Origin of the sequence: Acetivibrio clariflavus DSM 19732, from assembly GCF_000237085.1 — a bacterium.
GTDB classification, from domain to species: Bacteria; Bacillota; Clostridia; order Acetivibrionales; family Acetivibrionaceae; genus Acetivibrio; species Acetivibrio clariflavus.
Map to the genome: position 1 here is coordinate 4,205,920 of NC_016627.1, position 23,157 is coordinate 4,229,076.

Here is a 23,157-nt window from a genome sequence, read left to right on the forward strand (position 1 = left end):
TCAAATAATAAATTTTTCTTTTGTACCCTAATAATGCCTACGTGACATTATCTTTTGGTATTTTACTATGCCATAAATTTAAAGTCAATATTTACTAATAGATTTTTAATTAGTTCTTTCTTTTGATGCACCAATAATAGCTGTTTTGTCTATTTCATTGCATAGTTCCTCCTAACACTTTAGCTTTCACGTGGATATGCCATATACAAGAGAGCATTTACAATTGCCGCCGCCACATTACTGCCGCCTTTTCGCCCTCTTGCAACGATATAAGGAACACCGCTTTTCATAATAAGCTCCTTTGACTCGACGACATTCACAAAGCCTACTGGTACGCCAATAATTAAAACAGGTTTTATTTTATTGCTTTTTATCAATTCATCCAGCTTGATAAGGGCTGTGGGCGCATTGCCTATAGCAAAAATAAGAGGCTTGTCCAATTCTGCCGCCTTTTCCATAGATACACTCGCACGGGTTGAATTTTGCTCTTTCGCCTTTCTTGCAACATCTTCATCTGCCATATAGCAATATGCCTTGCCGCCGGCTTTTGCCAAAGCAGCCTTGTTGATACCGGATAAAGCCATTTTGGTGTCTGTTACAATGTCAACCCCTTTCTTAATGGCTTCAAGCGCAATATTTATTACATTTTCGGAAAAGCAAAGATTATGAAGATAATCAAAATCCGCAGTAGTATGAATTACTCTCTTAACAATAGGCGCAACCTTCGCGTCCAGTTCAATATCTCCAATTTCCTGAGTTATTATTTCAAAGCTTCTCTTTTCAATTTCATCGGGTCTATACAATTTCATCAATATTCAATCCCCTCTCGTGCTTTAACACCACTATCAAATGGATGCCTGATTTTTTTAATTTCAGAGATATAATCGGCCAAACCAAGCAATTCCCCATCAGGATTTCTCCCTGTAAGAACTACTTCGGCATGGAGCGGCTTGGTCTTCAGAAAGTCCACTACTGCTTCTTTGTCAATAAGGTTTTTTTCTATTGCTCCAATAAGCTCGTCGAATATGATAAGGATTTTTTTATCACATGATATAACTTCAATAGCTTTTTCAAAGATTCTGTTATTTTCTATTTTAAGTGCCGCTTTCTCCTCATCGTTTAATTGCCAAGTAAATTTGCCCGGTTTTTTACTTCTTAAAATTAATACATTTTCCACTTTATCCAAAATGTTCAATTCACTTGTATTCCATGACTTTAAAAACTGAGCCAGAATTACCTTATAGCCGCTGCCGCAGGCACGCAATGCAAGTCCCAACGCTGCTGTCGTTTTCCCTTTCCCGTCGCCGCAATAAATATGAATCAACCCGTTCATAGAGTAACACCTTCATCAATAATTTTATAAATATACTTCATATCGAGAGATTTGCGGAGCTCATCTGCCAATTTGTCATATTCCCGCTCTTTATGCGCTTTAACGTCACAGCTTAAGGTTTCATTGTATTCAAGACCTTTTTTGTTGTACAAAGCTTTTATAATGGTCTTTAAAACCTCTTCGCTGTCAAAAATTCCATGGACATAGCTGCCATAAACATTCCCCTGGCAAAGCCCGTCGGTTTTCTCACCGCCGTCCATGCTTTTCAGCATCGACAAAAAGCCTTCAGCCTTTGTTATACCCATATGTATTTCATAGCCCTCGAAGCTTTTTCCATTGAGCTCTGAAAAAATACCACCAGCGCATTTAAAAATGCCGCTTACTCTGGTTCTTGTCTTTTCCTTTTCAAATACGGTATGGGCATCAATGAGTCCCAAGCCCTTTATTTCGCCGCCGCCTTCCACATTGTAAGGGTCCTTAAGGCTTTTGCAGAGCATCTGATATCCGCCGCAAATACCGAATACAGGATTCCCCCTGCTTGCATATTTTAATATTTCAGCCTCAATACCACACTCTCTCATCCATTTTAAATCGTCAATTGTATTTTTTGTTCCCGGTAGAATCAGCAAATCCGGACACTTAAATTCCTTTGCACTCGAAATATATCTAACCTTGGCTCCCAAAATCAATTCAAAAGCATTAAAGTCCGTAAAATTTGAGATTCGTGGAAGTTTTATGACAGCAATATCAATGTCCGCCAACACACTGCTATTTTCAAATACTTCAGAAAGGCTGTCCTCATCATCTATTCTCAGAGTCATGTATGGAACTACACCGACTGTTGGAACAGGTATAAGGTCTTCCAGCATTTTAAGCCCCGGCTCCAGGATCTTGATATCGCCTCTGAACTTATTGATGATGTTCCCTTTAATATACTTCTTTTCAGTTTCATTCAGTAGCATGTAAGTTCCGTAAAGTGAAGCAAACACACCGCCTCTGTCAATATCTCCAACAATCAGCACAGGGGAATTTGCCATCTTTGCCATGCCCATATTGACTATGTCATTTTCTTTTAAGTTTATTTCTGCCGGGCTCCCTGCACCTTCAATCACTATAATGTCATTTTCAGCGGCAAGGGAGCTATAGCTTTTCATAATTTCCGGTATATATCTTGTTTTGTTTTTATAGTAATCCATAGCTTTCATATTGCCCACAACCTCGCCATTGACAATGACCTGTGAACCTTTGTCGCTTGTGGGCTTCAAGAGGATGGGATTCATCCTGACATCCGGCTTCTTATATGCGGCTTCGGCCTGTACAACCTGAGCTCTGCCCATTTCAAGCCCGTCCTCAGTTATATAGGAATTCAGTGCCATATTCTGTGACTTGAAAGGCGCCACCCTATAGCCGTCCTGTGAAAAAATCCTGCAAAGTCCTGCAGTTATAAGGCTTTTGCCTGCATTAGAAGTTGTCCCCTGTATCATGATTGCCTTAGCCATTTTTTATTACCTCGCTTATTGCATTAATCAGCTTTTCATTGTCTTCACGGCATCTGACAGCTATTCTGTAATATGTATCGTCAAGTCCTTTGAAGTTGGCGCATTTCCTTATCAGTACGCCCTTTTTATAAAGCCTGTCATACAAATCCGTCTGTTCTGCTTTAAATAAAATAAAGTTAGTATGGCTTTCAAAAACCGTGAAGCCAAAGCTGCTTAAGTTTTTTGACAAATAGCCTCTTTCTTCATCTATGATCCTGGCAGTCCTTATTAGATAATCCTTATCTCCAATTGCGGCGATCCCTGCTACTTGAGCAGGTGTCGACACGCTCCACGGCTGCCCGGCTTTTTCAATCTTCAACAGTATTTCTTTATTGCTGCATAAGCAATACCCGAGCCTGAGCCCCGCCATCGCGAATATTTTCGTAAAAGCCTTTACAATTATCACATTGTCAAAATCCTCAAGATACTCTATAAAGCTATAGCTCTTCTTTTCAGCGATAAAATCCATGAAGCATTCGTCAATGACCAAAATACAGTTTTCCTTTCGGCATTTTTCTGCAAGCTTGTATATTAAGCTCCTGTCTGCCAAATTTCCCGTCGGGTTGTTTGGGTTACAAATGAAAACAATATCCTTACCTGACACTTGCTCCAATATGCCGGTTCCCACAGTAAAGCCATATTCAGGGCTTAATCCAAAATACTCGATTTTACAGCCGGTGTTCTCAAGGGCCTGTCCGTATTCGGAAAAGGTTGGCGCTGTGAGGAGAGCAGTCTTCGGTCTTAAGGCATAGCATATTCTGTAGATTATATCTGCCGCGCCGTTTCCGAACAGTATGCAGTCCGCTTCAAATTTTTCATAGGCACTTACAGCTTCCTTCAGCTTACGGCAATTAGTATCCGGATAGGCACTATAGCTTTCAATATTCTGAGCCAACGCCTTTTTAACATTGTCAGGCAAACCCAGAGGGTTTATATTAGCCGAATAATCAAGCGGTTTTGCTCCATTCATCTCCATATATGAATAGATATCGCCGCCGTGCATTGCTATATCATCCACCAGATACACCCCCTTACAATCATGGCAGCAATCACTGCTAAAACAGAAGTCGTATACATCAATTTGTTTGTGAGAACTATATCCTGAGCTACAATTTCCCGATTATTATCACCAATAGTCGGCTTATGGACAAGCTGTCCGAAATAATAGGCATTGCCCGCCAGCTGTACATTCAAAGCTCCGGCGCATACCGACTCGGTTTGTGCAGAATTTGGGCTTTTATGGTTTTTCCTATCTCTTAGAAACATTCTAAAAGCATTTTTATAGTCCAGGCCGTTTAATGCGCTTGCCGCAATCATAAGCAGTGCAGTTATCCTTGCCGGTATGAAGTTTGCAATGTCATCAAGCCTTGCAGCAACCTTTCCGAATTTTTCATACTTTTCATTTCTGTAGCCTATCATGGAGTCCATTGTGTTAATCGCCTTGTATAAAAAAGCAAGGGGCGCGCCTCCTATTGCCATATAAAAAAGCGGAGCTACGACACCGTCAGTGGTGTTCTCGGCTATCGTTTCGACTGTGGCTTTTGTGATACCCTTAGCATCCAAATTCTGCGTATCCCTTCCGACAATGTAGGATAAGTATTTTCTAGCTTCCGGATAATTGCCTTCCTTGAGAGGGTAATAAACCTTCATACTCTCTTTTTTCAGGGATTTTACGGCAAAAATCTGGTAGCAGAAGTAAATTTCAATCCCCATAGCCAGATAGTAATTCAAAGTATTTGCCAGATACAGTATCAAAAATGGAACAAAAAAAGCTAATCCCGATATAACCAGCACGAGAACTGTCCCTGCAAAAAGCTCGTTTTTTACGATTTTTCTTAACATTTTCTCCAAAGCACTGATTGCCTTTCCAATTATACACACGGGATGAAGTAGCCAGTATGGATCTCCGAATATCAAATCAAGTATGAAAGCAATACCAATAACAAACAGATATCTCATTTTTTGTACTCCTCACATTTTTTAATAAATCTGGCTGCCATTTGAATGTTCCCCCAGAAATGAATGTGAGGGTAAAGAGCGAATACGTTCTCCTTGCAATATCCGGTTTCCCACGTTTTCCCGCTTGCTTTTCTGGCTGTAAGGCTACCGGAATCAGAATCATTTTTAGAATAATGAAATTCGTGGGCAGTGGCGGACTCTCCATGCTCCAAAAGCATGGTGTTGTCCTTTGCAGTCAATGTAACATACCCGAAATTCTGAAGTTTCTCCGTCATCTCAAAGCCCGGTTCAATTATGTGGGTCATTGCATAGGAATTAATACTTTTTCCCAGGTACATAAAGCCGCCGCATTCGGCATAAATCGGCATTCCCTCACGCCATGCAGCTCTTATGCTGTTTATCATTCCGGCATTTTTGCTGAGCTTTTCAAGATAAAGCTCCGGATATCCGCCTCCTAATATCAAGCCGTCAACATCCTCCGTCAGCCTAATGTCCTCAGTAGGTGAAAAATATATCAGCTTTGCACCCATTTTTTCGAGAAGCTCAAGGCTGTCCTGATAATAAAAGCAAAATGCCCTGTCCTTAGCAACTGCAATTCTTACATCTGATATTTGCTCAACTTCAATTTTCTCATAGTCAAAATGTTCCGCATTATTTGCAATATCAAGAAGCAGGTCCAAATCTATAGTCTCTTCTGCTATAGCAGCAAGTAATTCCGTCTTTTGCTTCAGCGAACCTATTTCTTTTGCGGTAACCAGCCCCAAATGACGGCTCCCAATGACTGCCTCGGGTTCAAAAGGCATATAACCTGCCACTCTTATTCCAAGACGGTTTTCAATAGTTTCTTTGTACATTTTATACATGTGCTTTGAAACATTATTTAAAACTACAGCTTCAATCCTGTTTTTATCAAAATCCAGATAACCCTTTATCATAGCGGCAACGGAGACCGAAGCTCCCTTGCAGTTAACTACCAAAACTGCAGGAATTCCAAGCTTGTTTGATATATCCCATGAAGAGTTTTCACCGGTATTTCCACCCACCCCATCGTAAAAGCCCATAACGCCTTCCACGACCGAAACATCAGTATTCTCGCTGTTTTTGGCAAAAAGGTATCTTGCCTGCCTTTCTCCGCATAAAAATAAATCAATATTCCTTGAGTTTGTCTCAATTATTTCGCTGTGAAACATAGGGTCAATATAGTCAGGGCCGCATTTAAAGGCAGCTACCTTGAGCCCTCTGTTCTTTAACGCTTTTAGTATTGCACAGGTCACTGTTGTTTTTCCGCAGCCGCTGTTTGTTCCAGCTATCATGATTCTGTTGATTTTTTTATTCATCATTCTTTTCACCATAGATTATGTAAATAGGATTGTTTGCTATCATCATATTGTAGCTTCCGGCCTTTTTGCTTTTTGAACAATTCAGACAAACAATATCTGTTTCAAAATTTATCTCTTTGAATGCCTCAAGGGCCTCAGTTAAAGTCTCAAGGGTTATTGCCGTAATCAAAATTTTTACATCTTCATTTGCCCTATACAGGCTTTTAACCAATTTATCCAGATTGCCTCCGCTTCCTCCGATAAACACCTTGTCCGGGACAGGCAGCTTCCTTATTTCCTCCAATGCCTCTCCAAAGACGGGTATTACATTTAACGCGCCGAGATCGGACTTGTTTTTACAGAGAAGCTCAAATGCATTGTCTTTTTTCTCTATAGCGAAAACCAATCCTTCGTGGGCTTTTCTAGCCATTTCTATAGCTACCGAGCCGCTGCCCGCCCCTATGTCAAACAAAACATCTCGTGCTTCTATCTTCATCATGTTTACTGCAACCCAGCGCACTTCCTGCTTCGTCATTGGAGTTTCATTCCTTGAAAGCTCCTTGTCAAAAAGGGGCATATCCCTGTTTACACAATTCTCATTCTCAAACAAAAGAACCGTAAGGCTGTCAAAGGAAATCTCAGAAAGCTCCTCCACCGTTCCGCATAAAATTCTTTCACCCGGCATTGAAAGCAGCTCCCCGGCTGTAACTTTTATCCCTGACAAGCCATTTTGCTTAAGATCCTTTAATATTTTCGAAGCGTTGTTAGCCCCGCCGGTCAGAACAAAAGTGTACCGGTTATATGCGATACTCCCCGGAAGATTACCTTCTCTTCCATGGAGGCTCACAGCTCTGACATCCTCATAGCTTAGCTTGATTTTACTGCAAAGATATTGAAGACTGCTGATTCCGCATGTAAAGAACACATCAAAATCAATTCTGAATTTTTCATCCAGCCTTTTTGCCATACTGAAAAATCCCACATCTCCGGAAACAAGAACAGCCATTTTTTGAGCTTTTGAGCTTCTTATTTTCTCTTCGATGTCCTGATATGAACATTTAATAATACCCTCTTTGAAGTCTTTGTACAAATCTCCGATTCTGTCAAATGCATAGACCTCATGGCAGATTTCCAGCAGCTTCGCACCATGTCCTGTGATTTCCTCCGGCGCCCCGGGGCCGCATCCGATTATGAATATTTGCTTTTTCATAATGCATCCCTTATCCTGTCGGCTAATATTTCCGCCAATCTTTTATCCGCTCCCAGCGTCTTTCCCATTGTAATTTTTACATCCTTATTTTCTTTAAGGTATTTGTCAATTTCCTTCGGAATATCTTCTTTTATGTGTACACCTTCAAACAGGAAATAAGGTATGACAATTATGTTATCAACACCTTTTGCTCTCAGCTTTTCAAGCCCGGTATGAAGATCCAGGTTTGAAAACTGCAGGTATGCAGTTTCAATAATTTCCTCACTGAATATTTCTCCAAGATAATTTACAACCTGCTGTAAAGTCTGCTCTGTTGACTTCTCCCTGCTTCCATGGGCCAGTATCAGTATTCCTCTCATGCAAAATCTCCTCCGTTTTTCATTTCTCTCAAGGATTTTTCTGCTTTTTCCAATGTTTTTTCTATGTCTTCCTCTGTATGCGCATCACTCACAAACATGGCTTCAAATTGTGCAGGCGCCATATGTATACCGTTATCCAACATATGCTTGAAAAATTTTGCATAAAGCTTTGTATTGCTGCTTTTAGCAGTTTTAAAATCAGTTACAGCTTCCTTTGTAAAAAATACGCATAACAGGGATCCGACCCTGTTCACAGTGAGAGTCAGCTCCAGCTCTTTTGCCATCCTCTTAAATCCTTTTTCCAGTGACTCTGCCATTCTGTCTATTCGCAAATATATATCCTTGTTTTCCTTAAGTTCCGTCAACTGTGCTATTCCTGCTGCCATCGCTATGGGATTTCCAGAAAGGGTACCCGCCTGATAAACTCCCCCAAGGGGTGATACAAGCTCCATAATCTCTTTTCTTCCCCCATATGCCCCAACAGGCATACCTCCTCCGATAATTTTGCCGAAGGTGACAATATCCGCTCTGACATCAAAATATTCCTGTGCTCCTCCCGGGCAAAGCCTAAATCCTGTAATGACCTCATCAAAAATCAGAAGCGCTCCGTTTTCATCACATAGAGCTCTGAGTCCGGCAAGAAAATTATCCCGTGGAGGAACTACACCCATATTGGCCGCCACAGGTTCAAGGATGACAGCAGCAATTTCTCCCTTGTTTTCTGCAAAGAGTCGTCTCACACTCTCTATATCATTATAATCTGCAATCAGAGTATTTCTTGCAAATTCACCAGTTACACCAAGACTGTCGGGATGTGAAAGAGTCAAAGCCCCCGATCCCGCCTTAACTAGCATACTGTCGCAGTGTCCATGGTAGCAGCCATCAAATTTTATTATTTTACTTTTTTCAGTAAAGGCACGGGCAAGCCGTAAGGCACTCATGACAGCTTCTGTTCCGCTGTTTACCATCCTTATCATATCAATTCCCGGAACCATGGAAGTAATAAGCTCAGCCATTATTACTTCTTTCTCCGTCGGTGCGCCAAAGCTCAACCCGTAATCGACAGCCTTTTTGACGCTTTCTGCTATCTTTTTATTGTTATGTCCCAGAATCATGGGCCCCCATGAACAGACATAATCAATATATTCTCTATCCTCTACATCATAAATTTTGGAGCCGTTCGCTCTTTTTATAAAAACAGGTTCTCCTCCAACTGCCCTGTAAGATCTCACAGGACTATTCACCCCGCCCGGCATTACACTCCTGGCTCTGTCAATCAAACTGCTGCTCATCATCCGATATCTCCCTTCTCAATTGCTTTTGATAATTCCTTTGCATAGTACGTTATAAGCATGTCCGCACCTGCTCTGAACATACTGACGGCACTTTCGCACATAACAGCATATTCATTAACAAGGCCCAACTTGGCAGCGCTTTTTATCATTGCGTACTCACCGCTTACGCTGTATGCGCAAATGGGGTTTTGTGTTTTATCCTTAAGCTCTCTTATAATGTCAAGATAAGCCATGGCCGGCTTTACCATCAAAATATCCGCACCCTCCTGAATATCCAGCATGGCTTCCTTTAAAGCTTCACGCCTGTTGTGATAATCCATCTGGTATGTCTTTCTGTCCCCAAAGGCTGGAGCAGATTTGGCCACATCTCTGAACGGTCCGTAAAACGACGAAGCATATTTTACTGAATACGACATGATTGGAGTATCATGAAAGCCTTTGCCCTCAAGGGTTTTCCTTATTTCTGCAACCCTGTTGTCCATCATGTCTGACGGAGCGACAATATCAGCCCCGGCTTCAACATGGGAAAGAGCGATTTTAGCAATGTAGGGAAGCGTCAGGTCATTTATGACCTTGCCGTCCTTCACTATGCCGCAGTGTCCGTTTGCCGTATATTCGCACATACAGACATCTGTTATTACAGTTATTTCCGGATACCTTTCCTTGATTTTCCTTACGGCTTTTTGTACGACTCCGTCTTCGCTATAAGCTCCGCTCCCTTCATCATCTTTTTTATCGGGAATACCGAAAAGCAAAACCGATTTAACGTTGGCATTAAGAATATCTTCTATCCCTGCCTGTACGGTATCGGGGCTGTAATAGTTATGTCCCTCTAAAGATTCTATGGGCTCGATAATTCCGTTCCCTTCCTTTATGAACAATGGAAGTATTAATGCTTTGGATGAAATCCTTGTTTCTCTTGCCAAATCCCTTATGTTTTTATCATTTCTCAGTCTTCGTGGCCGTATTGCGTTCATATTGCACCTCCGTAATTTTACTTATCATTGAATCAATGGTTGCCTCATCCGATATATAGTGCTTGATTCCATATTTTTCAGCAGCTTTTGAAGTTTGGCTGCCAATACATATTCCCGTTATCTTGCCTAAGTCAATTCCTTGTATTGATCCGACAAAGCCTTCAACAGTCGATGCGCTCGTAAATGTCACATAAATGCCTGGATTACCATTTATTAGAGCCTCTATGTCCCGGCTTCCCTTATTGACATATAAGGTATCATATACCGGAACATCTTCAAATGCTCTTTCATTTTCTTTTAGAACAGCCGTTATTTCAGCACTACCCTTTAAAGCTCTCAAAAGAAGTATTTTTTCATCAGCACCCGCTATTTTACAAAGCCCTTCCGCCAGATGCTTTCCGTCAAAAATCTCAGGTATGTAGTCTGCTATAATTCCGTAGCCGGCAAGCGTTTCAGCAGTCTGACTCCCGATAGCGGCAAATTTTTGACCGGCCAGAATTCTAATGTCCTTGTTTTGCCTCTTCAAATATTCAAACAGGATATTAACTCCGTTTTTACTTGTAAAAACAATCCATGAGTACTCTTTGATGTTGCTTACTACTCTTTCCAACCGGCTGTTATTTTCAATTTCCTTTATCTCAATGCATGGATATTCTATAACATCTGCACCCAGTTCCTTAAGCTTGGCGGTCAATGTACCGGCAGAGTCCTTAGGTCTTGTTACAATGATTTTCACACCCATGAGCTCTCTTTTTGAAAACCAGTCAAATCTGTCACTCAGACCACAAACCTTTCCTACCACAATAACGGCAGGAGATTTGACGCTTTTCTCTACAGCCTTTTCATAAAGGTTTTCAATTGTGCCCAGAATTTTTCTCTGACCGGCTCTTGTTCCATTTTCAATAATTGCAGCCGGCATATGCTTATCCATACCTTCTGCCAAAAGTCCATCAAGTATTTGTCGCAGAGAAGAAATCCCCATTAGAAAGACTAATGTGCCTCCTGACTGTACAAGTGCTTTGAAGTTAACCGACAGCTCTTCGCCCTTCTTTTGATGTCCCGTTATGACGTGAAAGCTGCTGCAATAATCCCTGTGGGTTATGGGAATCCCTGCAAATGCAGGCGCAGAAATCGCTGAGGTAATACCCGGAACCACCTCGAAAGGAATCCCGTTTAGCTCCAGAAGCTCCAGCTCTTCTCCGCCGCGTCCGAATACAAAGGGATCTCCACCCTTTAACCTTATTACCAGTTTTCCCGCTAAGGCTTCATCCACAAGAATTCTGTTGATTTCTTCCTGAGGCACCGGATGCCTGCCGCTTTCCTTACCCACATCTATTTTTTTTGCATTGTCCGGTATCAGCTCCAGAATATCATCTGAAACAAGCCTGTCATAAACAACAACCTCAGCCTTTTTTATATATTCCATTCCTTTAAGGGTTAAAAGCCCCCTGTCGCCCGGACCTGCCCCTACCAAAACCACAAAGCCCTTTTTCATGAAGTCAGCACGCCTCCCCCTTGAGCCTCTTTGCAAGCGAAATACCCATTTTGACTGCATCTTCAGCCCTGCCATACTCTATACCTTTTATTGCTATATTTTTTTCTTCGTTCACATAGAGCCCTCTTAGCACTAATTTATCGTTTTCGAAATATGCATAAGCTGCAACCGGCGATGAGCAGCCTCCATCCAAAGCGGCAACAAAGGCACGTTCGGCATCGGAAACTATTTTTGACCTTTCACTATGGAAATTAGCGAGATAGCGTGTATCTTCACCTTTCCTGGTCTGAACGGCAATGATTCCCTGACAGGCCGCAGGCATTATTTCTTCCGTTGTAAAATACCTGCTGATCCTGTTTTCCAGTCCAAGCCTCTTAATCCCGGCGGCAGCCAGAATAATTCCACAGTATTCTCCGTCATCCAGCTTTTTTAGCCTGGTGATAACATTCCCTCTGAGTGGCTCGATATTGTCAAAGCCAAGAGCTTTAAGCTGCAGCATCCTTCTTTTGCTGGAGCACCCTAGCGGCTTGCTTTTATCACCTTGATTTGCAGGAAGGATGAGAACATCCCTCTCGTCTTCCCGTTCCGACAAGGCCACCACGGGTAATTCAGAATTAATTTCCATGGGCATATCCTTGTAACTGTGTACAGTTATATCCACACCTCCGTTTCGCAGCGCTTCGTCCAATTCCTTAACAAACAATCCCTTGCCACCGATTTTATCAAGGGTTTTGTCTAAAATTCTGTCCCCTGTTGTTTTCATGGTGACTAATTCAACTTCTATATTACTGTCGTATTTTTTTATGGCATCTATGACCATCTGAGCCTGTATGACTGCAAGTCCACTGTCCCTGCTGCCAACTCTCACTGTTTTCATGTTTGCTCCCTCCGGTTCTTTAAGAATTCCCTTATTCTTGCAGCCGTTTCCTTTGCCGCTTTATGGTTGCTGCCGTCCTTTGAAATCAGTCCGCCTGTAACCTCCCCGTTTTCAAATATAGCAGGGAAGTAAAAATCGCACAGCTCTTTTCTGTCACATACATTTACTGGAATCCCCTCTTTCCGTGCGTCATTGCAGACCTTTTCATTCACATCCCTGTCGTCCGTTGCAGCAATTGCCATGAAAGCGCCATTCAGGTCACCCGGCAGGTAATTTCTTTCAATTAGTGTAAGCTTGTTTTCGCCGGCTAAAAGCTTTATACTTTCCGACTGGCAGGCAGCAATCACAACCAACTCCGCGCCATAGCGTATAAGAACCTGGACTCTTCTTGTGGCAATCCTTCCCCCTCCGATGACAACAACCTTTTTGTTTTTCAGGCTAATAAACATTGGAAAATGGGACAAGGATTCTTCTTGCGTAATTCCAAATTCCTTTTGAAAATATATAAACATTTCCTCCAGCGTCATGCCTTCTTCTTTACAAGGCCTTCCTATCAATATAACCTTTGTCCCCAGCTTTCTTGCTGCATCAATCTTCTCCTGAAAGCCTCCGCTTTTCCCGGTTTCCTTTGTTACCAAAAACTTAGCATTGATTTGTTCCATGGTCGCCAAATTCATATTCTCACTGAAGGGTCCCTGCATGCAAATTATATTCGTCGCGCTAAAGCCTGAATCCGAACATGCCTTTATTGCCTCAGCCGTTGGCAGTACTCTGACAAAAACTCTTTCTCTGTAATTTTCGATTTTTGAATATGGCAGCAACTCCTTACTTCCGGTTGTCACAAAAATATTTCCCTCTGTACCGTTAAGATAGGCACATGCTGCTTCTATGCTTGAAAACTCTAGGACATTTTCATATTCCAATGAAGGCCTTACCAGCCTCATCACAGCCTTGCCGCATCTTTTCGCAGCCTCCTTTACATTCTCCGAAATGATTTTGGCATAAGGGTGTGTTGCGTCCACAATATAGTCATAGCTTTTTATAAGTTCTGTAATCTCTTCAAGGGAAAGCCTTCCCTCCTTTACCGACAAAAAAGGCATGTCAGGCATCACCAGTGAACCGTATCCGGTGGCTACAGCTGCTGTAACCTCAACACCGTTTTCGGCTAAAAAAGTACTTAACTTTCTTCCTTCATTTGTTCCTGCAAATACAATCACTTTTTTCATCTTATTCTACCTTCAATCCAATGCAGAAATTATATTCTGTATCCCCTAGGAGTTACCAGTTTCCCGTTTATGACCCTGGTAGTGGAATTTCCGATTATTACTGTGGTAAACATGTCCACCACCTCGTCTTTTAATTCTTTAAGCGGCAATATCTTGTGAGTTTGTCCCTCTCGCCCTATATTTCTTACATATCCGCACATTGTATCCCCGCTTATATTTCTCATCACGATTTCACAGGCTTTTTTAAGAAAATCCGCTCTCTTTTTGCTGGATGGATTGTAAATCACTATTACAAACCCGGCCTGCGAGGCCAGATCCAATCTCTTTTCAATGTCCTCCCATTTTGTAAGAAGGTTGCTTAAGGATATTACCGCAAAATCGTGTGTTAAAGGTGCTCCAAGAACCGCTGCCGCAGAGCTTGCTGCAGTAATTCCTGCTATGACCCTGATCTCTTCACGGATTCCAAGCTCCTCACATATTTCAATCATCAGGGCCGCCATCCCGTAAATCCCTGCGTCTCCGCTTGAAACCATAGCTACATTTTTGTTTCCTTTTGCAGCCAGCGCAGCCATCCTGCACCTTTCTACCTCCTGCATCATGGGGGTTGCTATTATTTCCTTGCCCTCAATCAAATCTTTGATTATATCTATATATAAAGTGTATCCGGCAACTACCTCGCTGTTTTTTAGTGCCTCTATCGCAAGCGGTGTTATCTGTGCTTTCTCTCCCGGCCCTATGCCAATAATACTAATCATGACTCTACCCCACCCATTTATTTTTATTATTTTACCGCCATAAGTCGTTTTCTTTGGTCATACCATTTGTTAAAATTCTCAATATGCTCTGCTATCAAACTCTTCATGGCTGATATTTCCTTAGAATTGTCCTTCCGTGCGGTTTCCCCAAGGCTGTCAATATTGTAGTACAGTATACCGTTTATCTTCCCGACCTCAGGGTCTATGTCCCTGGGTACTGCAAGATCAATAATGTATTTGGGCTTATTTGCACATCTGTCAATCATATCGATAGTAACAGTCTGATGGGGACTTGATGTTGCGCTTATTAAAATATCCACATATGGTATCAATGACTCCCTGTCGTGATACGGAATAACTTTACAGCCTGTAGGAACAATTATGCTTTTGTTGTTGTGGGTTCTGGTAGTTATGTGGACCTCACATCCCTTTGCAATCAGTTCCTCACAAACTTTTCTTCCAACTACTCCGTTACCGATAACCAACGCTTTGCAACCTGCTTTTTTTTCAATATATTCACTTACCAGTTGTACCGACTGCCCGGCTACCGAAGGCGAAACGGCATTGAGCACCAGCTGAGTCTTTACCTTTTTGGCACAGGTTATGGCGCACCTGAAAAGTGTGTTCAATGCCGCATCGCTTGCTCCCTCATCAATAGCAATCAGCATTGCTTCTTTAACCTGCGTCAATATCTGGTCTTCTCCAAATATCATTGAGTGAATTCCACAGGCAAGCTCAAAAAGATAAACCGCCAAATCTTCACCCTTTTTAACATAAAAACACTTCTTCATATCATCATCAAGATTGGCAGCATTGCAGAATATTTCAACCGGATCCGCTTCTTCGCAATGGCTTAATGAAATGTACGCCTCTGTGCGGTTGCAGGTTGAAATCAAAACCACTCCGGAAACACAAGCCTCCTTATTTATTTTGGCTAGAATATCTCTTATTTGATTTTTGTTGAACCCAACCTTTTCTCTTAATTCCAGGCTTGCGCTGCGATAATCAACTCCAGCCATGATTATATTCAAAAGCTACACCTCCATGCCCTTTCTGCGATAGCAACAGTGACTCCATCTCTAGCTCTTTTTCCCATTATCAATTTCCCATGATTGCTGGCCAGTATGGCCGCTCTTTCACAGACATTATCCACACCTGTAACAGCCCTTACAAACCCCGATGATGAAAAGCTCCCTTTAGCCTCCATAAGCTCTTTATTGGTATAAAGCTTAAGACAGTATCTGAATTTGTCACAAAGCCGTATAATTGCCTCTTCTTCTTTTTTTATATCAATGGTTGCAACACAGTAAACAAGATTCTTTGGTATGTTCTCTGCCGCCAGTGTTTCAAGAAATACTTCTTCCAATATCTCTTCCGGAATTCCTTTCCGGCATCCCACTCCCACAGCAAATAGCTTAGGGCACAAAAATAATGTATTTTTAAAAGGCTGCTTGTCCGCATTTTGCTTTTTGTGATCATATATATATATTCCGTAATCAGTTGTATCCTTTGTAAAGAATTCCGGTAATTCACCTTCCACCGGAAAATCACAGCGAAAACCAATTTTTTGACCTTTCAGCAATGCGGCAGAAATATACTTTATGTTTTCTATGTTCAAAATATGAAGACCGTTTTCCTTTGTCCACACATCAACCGAAAAAACGCCGTTAATATCTGTAGCAGTAGTAATAATTGCCCTTCCTCCCAAAAAAGACGCCAATTTATGGGCCAGGCTGTTTGCACCGCCCAAATGCCCTGACAATATGGGAATCACATATTCTCCTGTTTCATTTATCACAATGACCGCCGGGTCGGATGCCTTATTTTTAAGGAATGGCGCAATTGCTCTTACGGCTATACCGGCAGCTCCAATAAATATTATTGAATTGCTGTCCTCAAAGGCTTTTCCTGTAAGTGCGCTAAGATTGTCTTCCATCTGAAGCAGCTCGCCGCCTCCATACTTTGAATATGCAACGATAGAATGTCCCTCTTCTTTAAGATAATCAACCAGGCGCTTACATAAGAGTGAGCTCTTTTGGGTAAAGGAAATCAAGGTTATCCTCATTGTTCTTTCGCCTTCCTGAATTCATGGGTAAAGCTTGCATCATAAAGCTTTGAAAGCTCGTGCTCACAAGAAAGAAAATCCCCTACAAGTATCAAGGCCGTTTTGGTAATATTGTTTTCCTTTGCACTTTTATGAAGCTCTGCAATTGTGGTACGGACAATCTTCTGCTCCGGCCATGTAGCCTTATAGACAATAGCAGCAGGCGTATCGGATTTGTATCCGCCTTTTACAAGCTTCTCACTAAGCTTCTCAAGCATTGAGGTCGTAAGGAACAAAACCATGGAAGCCTTATGAGATGCAAGCTTTTCTATATCCTCATCCGGAGGTACGGGCGTTCTTCCCTCCATCCTTGAAAGAATAACAGTCTGACTCACACCAGGCAGTGTATATTCAGCATTTAACACCGCTGCCGCACCGCAAAATGAACTGACTCCGGGCACAACGTTATAAGGAATTTTATGCTTGTCCAACAACTTCATCTGCTCCTTGATTGCTCCATAAATACTTGGATCGCCTGTATGCAGCCTTACCAGTATCTTATCAGGTGAATATTCTCTAACGAAAACATCTATAATTTCATCAAGTGTCATAGAAGCGCTGTTGTAAATCTTGCACTCAGGCTTTGTACACTTAAGGAGCTCCGGGTTAACCAAAGACCCTGCATATATGACAACATCAGCTTTTTTCAAAAGCTCCTGTCCCCTCACTGTTATCAAATCAACCGCGCCCGGTCCTGCTCCGATAAAATAGACCATTTTTATTCTCCTTTAACTATAATAATCGAAAAATAACTGCTATCTTCATTTAAGTCCCTAAGACTGTTATATATTTTCTCATTTTCCATAAAGCAGCATTCTACCATTTTGGAATTGTCAAGCAAATTATGCTTCTCCAGCTTCTGCTTTATGTTTAAAATACCCTTTCCGCTTTTCATAAGCACCTTGCTTCCGTTCAAACGTAAGAGTTCATCCGCACCTTCATAGGATGCAGGAACAATATGCAATGCTTCCTTCCCATTACACAATGAAATGCCCAGTTTGGCAGCAGCCGCGCAAAACGAGGGAATCCCGTTAACAATTTCAGCAGAATATCCTTTTTCAACAACCAACCTGTGCACATACATATATGTAGAATAAATTGTAGGATCACCGAGCGTTATAAATGCCAGGTTCAAGCCTTTTTCGAGCTCTGCACAAATCAGCTCTACACAAGCTTTATGACTCTCCCGCAGTATTGCTGTATCCCTTGTCATAGGCATACTGCAGTACATTATCTTTTTGCCGGAGATATACTCACCCACAATATTCAGAGCTGTTTTCTCGCCTCCGGTATCAGGTACTGCAATAATATCTGCCTTATGTAAAGTCTCAACCGCCAATAGAGTAAGAAGCTTCTTATCTCCCGGTCCAACACCAACTCCGTATAAAGTTCCTTTCAATGCCCAACCTCCTTTAGCTCATTGATAAAGTCCAACACATTATCTGTCTGCATTAACACGCCATTTTCATTTGAAAATACAAGAACTTCAATCCTTGCCTTATTCATCACACGATAATTTAAATGATATACTATTTTCCCCAATATGCTTTCATACACCATTTTGGATATATTGTTCTGCAACAGGATATTGTGAATTTCATCTGTTGTTTTTGCATTCATGATTTTTTCGACCGTTTCTTTTCCTGCACCGGCTAATGCACTGTGAGCGGCAAATATTTCATTTCTGCAGTCAGCAATTTTCGAATGTGTATTCATAACACCGGCAGCTAACTTGACCAATTTCCCTATATGTCCGACAAGCAGGATTTTTTTAAAGCCCAAATATATCGCATAATCAAGAGCTTCACCAATATAATTTGAAATTTTTACAGCGCTGTCAACATCAATGCCCAAATGCTCTCTGGCATAACCAACTCCATAATTTCCGGGAGAAATGAATAGCACGTTTTGACCGTTTTGCTTTCTGATAGACATTTCCAGCTTGATTGTATCTATCAATGCAGCTTCACTCATGGGCTCCACAATGCCTGTAGTTCCCAGGATGGATATGCCTTCGACAATCCCAAGCCTTTCATTGAAGGTTTTCTTTGCAATTTCCACTCCCTGGGGAACAAATATTTCCACATGAAATCCGCCATCGTATTTGTATAGACGGGCAACCTCTTCCAACGCATTAAAAATCATCTTTCTTGGTCCGGGATTGATAGCCGCCTCTCCTATTTTGCAGGGCAAACCCGCAGAGGTTACTCTTCCGACACCTATCCCTCCGTCAATGGAAATACCGGCTTTTGCCTTTTCAACCCTGGCATAGATCCTTATTCCGTTTGTTACATCAGGGTCATCCCCCGCATCCTTTATGATGCAACAGCTTGCGGAAGCTTCATTGAGAATGATATCTTCCGGCTTAAGAATTATTTCTTCCCCTCCGGGAAAAGTTAAAGAAACCTCCGGAATCTCTATCTTTTCAAAGAGCATAATTGCGCAGGCTTTTGCGGCAGCTGCCGCACAGCTTCCGGTTGTAAACCCTTTTCTTAGCTTTTTACCAGACTTTATTATATAATCATTCATTATTCCACCCACACTTATGCCTTTATATAAATTATGCGGGAAACTCACTATTTCAATTTCACAAAAACCGTAGAAGCATCGATATTTTGCTCATTGAAATTAGTGGTTTCTTGGCGCAAATTATATAGTACTGTACAACGCAATTTCCTTTTTAGGTAGTTTTTCTTTTCTTCCAGTCATTAAGAGCTTTTCTCGCTTCGGATATGGTATTGGCATTCTCCGAAAATTCAAAGTCATCCTTTTCCTTTAGTATCTCCATCAAATGTCCGATTCGTGGAAGTCTTAAGTTTACACTCCTTATTTCATCCCTATGAGCGAATACTTCTTTAGGAGTACCTTCCAGCACAATCCTGCCCTGATCCATCACATAGGCATAATCACAGTAAAGCGGTACTATGTCAATATCATGGGTTGAAATAACCACAGATAATCCTAAATCCTTTTGTATTTTCCGAAGAAGTTTCATAATTTCACTAACTCCCATGGGATCAAGTCCTGCCGTAGGCTCATCAAGCACCAGCACTTCGGGCTCCATAGCCAGTACTCCGGCAATGGCTACACGCTTTTTCTGTCCGAAACTGAGACAGTGGGTTGGCTTATCCTTAAGGTGTGATATACCAATCCTGTCCATTGCAGCATTTACTCTCTTGCGGACTTCTTCTTCAGGCAGCTTCATATTTATTGGACCAAAGGAGATATCCTGAAGTACACTTGCCGAAAACAACTGGCTATCCGGGTCTTGAAACACAATACCCACAGATTTGCGAAGGTCTCTAAGGCCCTTTCGGGAATAGTCCAGCTGAAGTCCCTTAAACAGCACCTTACCGGCCGTTGGTTTGAGTGTTCCGTTTAGAGAAAGAAACAGTGTTGATTTTCCCGCTCCATTTCCACCCAGTACGGCAGTTGTCATTCCTTGTTTTATATCAAGTGTCACTCCCTTTAAAGCATGTGTTCCATCAGTATATGTGTAATGAAGGTCCTTTACCTCCAGGATGTTCTCTATCATGAATAACTCCTCCTATACTTGCTTTAAAGCTATTGAAGATAAAACAAGTATGACGTTGATGGTTACTGCCAGGACATATCCTTTCCAATGCTTTTCATAGGTTTCTTCAAGTACATTGAGCTCTCCCTCGTATCCTCTTGCCTCCAGTGCAGTGTATAGTTCATCCGAACGCTTGTATGATTTTATGAAGAGCATGGAAATCAATGAGCCTAAAGAGCGATATCCGGCAGTCAGGCTTGAATAGCCCATACGGCAATTCTGTGCATTATAGATGGTATCTGCAGTTTCCAGCAATACAAATATAAACCTGTATACAAGCCCCATAAGCTCCACTAAAAGCTTTGGCATCCGAAGTCTCCGTAGTGCCGCCAGCAAATCCACCATAGGGGTACTAAGGGACAGAAAATAAAGGCATGAGACAGCTCCCAGTGCTTTGAAAAACAGCTTAATCGCCTCTTGCAGCCCTTCATTTGAGACACCTATCCATGTTCCTGCAACAGGAATTGCTGCCAGCAGGCTTTCTGGTTGCTCGGATATATTCACTGCAACGGTAGACACCCCTATTATCAAAAAAGAAACAGGCAATAACAGTAGTTTTATAAAAAAACGGAGGAGAGTCCCACCTCTTGAGACGGTCATGCCCCCCATAATAAAAATCACTGCAACCGATATTATCAAGTTATCTGCCCATAGACATACAGCCAGCGTCAGCAAGGCAAATGTAACCTTTTGCAAGGGGTCTGTATGTTTAAGCTTTGAGCTGTAAGCATATTTATCTATAGAAATCATGCGCTCTTCTCATCTTCTTTCTTTCTGCGGCCTTTCAAATAACCTAATCCATACCCGATTATGCCGGCGCCGATAGCAGCTTGCAATGCAAAAAGCAAGCTCTCAATCTCTCCGCTTTTCGGTTCAAAAATGGGTGAGAACCAAGGTTCATAATCTGCATTTATTTCTGCTATTGCCTCCTCCGCTTGCCCATCTGCTCCACCAAACTCAGCATCTTTAGCAATAAACAACGGAATAATTGCTAAAGCTATAATAATAAGAATCAACAGCAGGTTAACAGAAAGATTATTTTTTTTTGTTTGCCTTATCGCTTCAGTTTGCATGATTAAGCCCCCTTTTGTAATAGATTTAAGCTCTTCAATTCATCTTTGCCATAAGCAGCTATTGCATTAAATATTAATACTGTAAGTATACCTTCACTGATTGCAAGAGGAATCTGTGTCACTGCAAAAATACCCATAAACTTAGCCAGTGATGCAGCAAAACCACCTACTTCAGCTGGAAAAGCTAGTGCAAGCTGCACTGATGTCACCATATACGTCAACAGATCACCCAGTGCTGCCGCTAAAAACACTTCCAGCCATTGAGGTCCTTTCGCTTTCTTTACCAGCTTGTACGTTGCAAATGCAACAATAGGTCCTACAACTGCCATTGAAAAGGTATTTGCGCCAAGCGTTGTTAGTCCGCCATGAGCTAAAAGTATAGCCTGAAACAAAAGCACTATCAGACCCAGTACTGACATAGCTGTTGGGCCAAAAAGGATAGTTCCCAATCCCAATCCTGTTGGATGTGAACAGCTTCCTGTAACAGAAGGTATTTTGAGTGCGGAAAGTACAAATGCAAATGCACCTGCCATTGCAAGATATATTTTTAATCGCGGATTTTCTCGTACAGTTTTATTTATTGAAAATAGTCCTATAACTATAAATGGTACGCACAATACTCCCCATGAGATTGCCCAGACCGGAGGTAAGAATCCTTCCATGATATGCATAGCTGAAGCCATTGTTGGCATCAGTATTACCATAAGTCCAAGACCCAAAGCCAATTGTAATTTTTTGGACATAATACTCACTCCTCATACAAATATTATTTTACAAACAAAAAACCTCTCAACATAAATAGTCAAGAGGTCATGCATACCCGGAATAATACTGTGCAGACATACACAACACCCCCTATCGCTCGTAGAGTAAATGGTGTTAAAAATGCAGGCAGGTCTTCTGGCTCAAGCATCATCATTCTCCAAACCTTCCCAGTTTCCCAGTGGTATCTATGGAGAACTCCACTTTTACAGCGGCGTGACCGCGCGGGATTTTCACCCGTCTTCCCTTTTCACTGATTCACACATTTTCTAGTAATGCATAACCAGCACCTGATTTTATATTAAATTATTAATATGTTATATCATTATTCAGATTATTTCAATGGATTATTTCATGTTTTATAAGATAATTTTGTCCAGTTTGAAACTGCGATTTTTCGCGCGTGACCCCCCGCCCGTTGCACAAAACTACTCCGCCAGAGATTTTGACCCCCCTACCGTCTTGCCCATCGTTCTCCTTCGCGAGCAGTGAGCGATGAGTGACATTGTTTGCACAGGCTCATAAGGTTATTGTCTGCATTGGTTCCGCCTTTGGATAAAGGGATAATATGATGTACCTCTTCGGCTGGTGTAAGCCTTCCGTACTTTTGGCACTCCTCGCAAAGCGGATGCTCTGAGATATATCTGTTCCTGATGCGTTTCCATCTCCGGCCATAGCGTTTTCTTGTTTGGGGATCTCGTTCGTATTTGTTGTAATAAGCATCCACTTGCCTTTGATGCATGTCACAGTACCTTCCGTCCGTCAGTTCAGGACAGCCAGGAAAGGAGCAAGTCCTTTTTGGTTTTCTTGGCATCTGGCCACCTCCTTTACACGTATAAAAAAGCCCTCACAGGTTCATCCCATGAAGGCTTATCCATAACTTTTCACAATACCATTATATTTGGTTTTTTACTGAATTTCATCTCATAAAAATCTCATCTGGAATACTAAACAGAACATTTACTTTTTGCCCATGGCATCTTACCGTTATAATACTTATCGGAGATATACCGCTGCATATCGGGTGGTAAAGCTGCAAGCAAAAGATAAGCCTTTTTTCTATCTTCCTCTAACTCTTGGGTGCTTTTATAGAAGGAACATTTATCTTGCTGACACTTGTGTACAGTCAGGATATTGCAGCCATTCCTTCCGTTACTGCCAAAACAATTATCGTACATCTTTCCTCACTCCTGTTTTATTGCATAAAAAAGCCCCGAAGGGCTTATGCGTTTTAATGTCATTTTTTCACGATATCATTATATATGGGATACCTGTGTTTTTCATCTCATGAAAATCTCACC

Annotated in this window: 25 protein-coding genes and 1 riboswitch; all 25 genes read right to left on the reverse strand. The window is 41.7% G+C overall.

What is annotated here, in order from left to right; translation table 11 throughout:
• Positions 1-179: 179 nt before the first annotated feature.
• Positions 180-809, reverse strand: coding sequence for a precorrin-8X methylmutase (locus CLOCL_RS17525; RefSeq protein ID WP_014256575.1), 630 nt, complete (start codon positions 807-809; stop codon positions 180-182).
• Positions 809-1,333, reverse strand: coding sequence for a cob(I)yrinic acid a,c-diamide adenosyltransferase (locus CLOCL_RS17530; RefSeq protein WP_014256576.1), 525 nt, complete (start codon positions 1,331-1,333; stop codon positions 809-811). Before CLOCL_RS17530 ends, CLOCL_RS17525 begins: the two co-directional genes overlap by 1 nt.
• Positions 1,330-2,832 (reverse strand): cobyric acid synthase, encoded by a 1,503-nt coding sequence (locus CLOCL_RS17535; protein WP_014256577.1) that lies wholly within the window; start codon positions 2,830-2,832, stop codon positions 1,330-1,332. Before CLOCL_RS17535 ends, CLOCL_RS17530 begins: the two co-directional genes overlap by 4 nt.
• On the reverse strand, positions 2,825-3,889 hold the full coding sequence (gene cobD / locus CLOCL_RS17540; protein ID WP_014256578.1) for a threonine-phosphate decarboxylase CobD: 1,065 nt from the start codon (positions 3,887-3,889) through the stop codon (positions 2,825-2,827). Before cobD ends, CLOCL_RS17535 begins: the two co-directional genes overlap by 8 nt.
• Complete coding sequence (gene cbiB / locus CLOCL_RS17545) at positions 3,877-4,830, reverse strand: adenosylcobinamide-phosphate synthase CbiB (RefSeq protein ID WP_014256579.1); 954 nt, start codon at positions 4,828-4,830, stop codon at positions 3,877-3,879. The genes cobD and cbiB overlap by 13 nt, the downstream gene beginning before the upstream one ends.
• Positions 4,827-6,170: a cobyrinic acid a,c-diamide synthase CobB gene (locus CLOCL_RS17550; RefSeq protein WP_014256580.1), complete on the reverse strand. Its 1,344-nt coding sequence runs from the start codon at positions 6,168-6,170 to the stop codon at positions 4,827-4,829. The genes cbiB and CLOCL_RS17550 overlap by 4 nt, the downstream gene beginning before the upstream one ends.
• Complete coding sequence (locus CLOCL_RS17555) at positions 6,160-7,359, reverse strand: bifunctional cobalt-precorrin-7 (C(5))-methyltransferase/cobalt-precorrin-6B (C(15))-methyltransferase (RefSeq protein WP_014256581.1); 1,200 nt, start codon at positions 7,357-7,359, stop codon at positions 6,160-6,162. Before CLOCL_RS17555 ends, CLOCL_RS17550 begins: the two co-directional genes overlap by 11 nt.
• Positions 7,356-7,718, reverse strand: coding sequence for a sirohydrochlorin chelatase (locus CLOCL_RS17560; protein WP_014256582.1), 363 nt, complete (start codon positions 7,716-7,718; stop codon positions 7,356-7,358). The genes CLOCL_RS17555 and CLOCL_RS17560 overlap by 4 nt, the downstream gene beginning before the upstream one ends.
• Complete coding sequence (gene hemL / locus CLOCL_RS17565; RefSeq protein WP_014256583.1) at positions 7,715-9,013, reverse strand: glutamate-1-semialdehyde 2,1-aminomutase; 1,299 nt, start codon at positions 9,011-9,013, stop codon at positions 7,715-7,717. Before hemL ends, CLOCL_RS17560 begins: the two co-directional genes overlap by 4 nt.
• On the reverse strand, positions 9,010-9,990 hold the full coding sequence (gene hemB / locus CLOCL_RS17570) for a porphobilinogen synthase (protein WP_014256584.1): 981 nt from the start codon (positions 9,988-9,990) through the stop codon (positions 9,010-9,012). The genes hemL and hemB overlap by 4 nt, the downstream gene beginning before the upstream one ends.
• Complete coding sequence (cobA, locus tag CLOCL_RS17575) at positions 9,956-11,485, reverse strand: uroporphyrinogen-III C-methyltransferase (protein ID WP_014256585.1); 1,530 nt, start codon at positions 11,483-11,485, stop codon at positions 9,956-9,958. Before cobA ends, hemB begins: the two co-directional genes overlap by 35 nt.
• A 4-nt stretch (positions 11,486-11,489) precedes the next feature.
• Complete coding sequence (gene hemC / locus CLOCL_RS17580) at positions 11,490-12,362, reverse strand: hydroxymethylbilane synthase (protein ID WP_014256586.1); 873 nt, start codon at positions 12,360-12,362, stop codon at positions 11,490-11,492.
• On the reverse strand, positions 12,359-13,588 hold the full coding sequence (cobK, locus tag CLOCL_RS17585; RefSeq protein ID WP_014256587.1) for a precorrin-6A reductase: 1,230 nt from the start codon (positions 13,586-13,588) through the stop codon (positions 12,359-12,361). The genes hemC and cobK overlap by 4 nt, the downstream gene beginning before the upstream one ends.
• 29 nt (positions 13,589-13,617) lie before the next feature.
• Complete coding sequence (gene cobJ / locus CLOCL_RS17590) at positions 13,618-14,343, reverse strand: precorrin-3B C(17)-methyltransferase (RefSeq protein WP_014256588.1); 726 nt, start codon at positions 14,341-14,343, stop codon at positions 13,618-13,620.
• A gap of 26 nt (positions 14,344-14,369) precedes the next feature.
• Positions 14,370-15,374, reverse strand: coding sequence for a glutamyl-tRNA reductase (gene hemA / locus CLOCL_RS17595; protein ID WP_014256589.1), 1,005 nt, complete (start codon positions 15,372-15,374; stop codon positions 14,370-14,372).
• Positions 15,371-16,408 (reverse strand): cobalt-precorrin 5A hydrolase, encoded by a 1,038-nt coding sequence (locus CLOCL_RS17600; protein WP_014256590.1) that lies wholly within the window; start codon positions 16,406-16,408, stop codon positions 15,371-15,373. The genes hemA and CLOCL_RS17600 overlap by 4 nt, the downstream gene beginning before the upstream one ends.
• The gene (gene cobM, locus CLOCL_RS17605) at positions 16,405-17,163 is read right to left on the reverse strand and encodes a precorrin-4 C(11)-methyltransferase (protein WP_014256591.1); all 759 of its coding nucleotides are present in this window, start codon (positions 17,161-17,163) and stop codon (positions 16,405-16,407) included. The genes CLOCL_RS17600 and cobM overlap by 4 nt, the downstream gene beginning before the upstream one ends.
• Before the next feature lie 2 nt (positions 17,164-17,165).
• On the reverse strand, positions 17,166-17,846 hold the full coding sequence (gene cobI, locus CLOCL_RS17610) for a precorrin-2 C(20)-methyltransferase (protein WP_014256592.1): 681 nt from the start codon (positions 17,844-17,846) through the stop codon (positions 17,166-17,168).
• Positions 17,843-18,976 (reverse strand): cobalt-precorrin-5B (C(1))-methyltransferase CbiD, encoded by a 1,134-nt coding sequence (gene cbiD, locus CLOCL_RS17615; RefSeq protein ID WP_014256593.1) that lies wholly within the window; start codon positions 18,974-18,976, stop codon positions 17,843-17,845. The genes cobI and cbiD overlap by 4 nt, the downstream gene beginning before the upstream one ends.
• Before the next feature lie 151 nt (positions 18,977-19,127).
• Positions 19,128-19,982, reverse strand: a complete 855-nt coding sequence (locus CLOCL_RS17620; RefSeq protein WP_014256594.1) for an ATP-binding cassette domain-containing protein — start codon at positions 19,980-19,982, stop codon at positions 19,128-19,130.
• A 12-nt stretch (positions 19,983-19,994) separates the two neighbouring features.
• Entirely contained in the window at positions 19,995-20,771 is a 777-nt protein-coding gene (cbiQ, locus tag CLOCL_RS17625; protein ID WP_014256595.1) for a cobalt ECF transporter T component CbiQ, read from the reverse strand.
• Positions 20,768-21,094, reverse strand: a complete 327-nt coding sequence (locus tag CLOCL_RS17630) for an energy-coupling factor ABC transporter substrate-binding protein (protein ID WP_014256596.1) — start codon at positions 21,092-21,094, stop codon at positions 20,768-20,770. The genes cbiQ and CLOCL_RS17630 overlap by 4 nt, the downstream gene beginning before the upstream one ends.
• Positions 21,095-21,096: 2 nt before the next feature.
• Positions 21,097-21,837, reverse strand: a complete 741-nt coding sequence (locus CLOCL_RS17635) for an energy-coupling factor ABC transporter permease (protein ID WP_014256597.1) — start codon at positions 21,835-21,837, stop codon at positions 21,097-21,099.
• A 130-nt stretch (positions 21,838-21,967) separates the two neighbouring features.
• A riboswitch (cobalamin riboswitch) is annotated at positions 21,968-22,165 on the reverse strand.
• A gap of 145 nt (positions 22,166-22,310) precedes the next feature.
• Positions 22,311-22,670, reverse strand: a complete 360-nt coding sequence (locus CLOCL_RS17640) for an HNH endonuclease (RefSeq protein ID WP_014256598.1) — start codon at positions 22,668-22,670, stop codon at positions 22,311-22,313.
• A 133-nt stretch (positions 22,671-22,803) separates the two neighbouring features.
• Positions 22,804-23,034 (reverse strand): hypothetical protein, encoded by a 231-nt coding sequence (locus CLOCL_RS17645; RefSeq protein WP_014256599.1) that lies wholly within the window; start codon positions 23,032-23,034, stop codon positions 22,804-22,806.
• Positions 23,035-23,157: the final 123 nt, after the last annotated feature.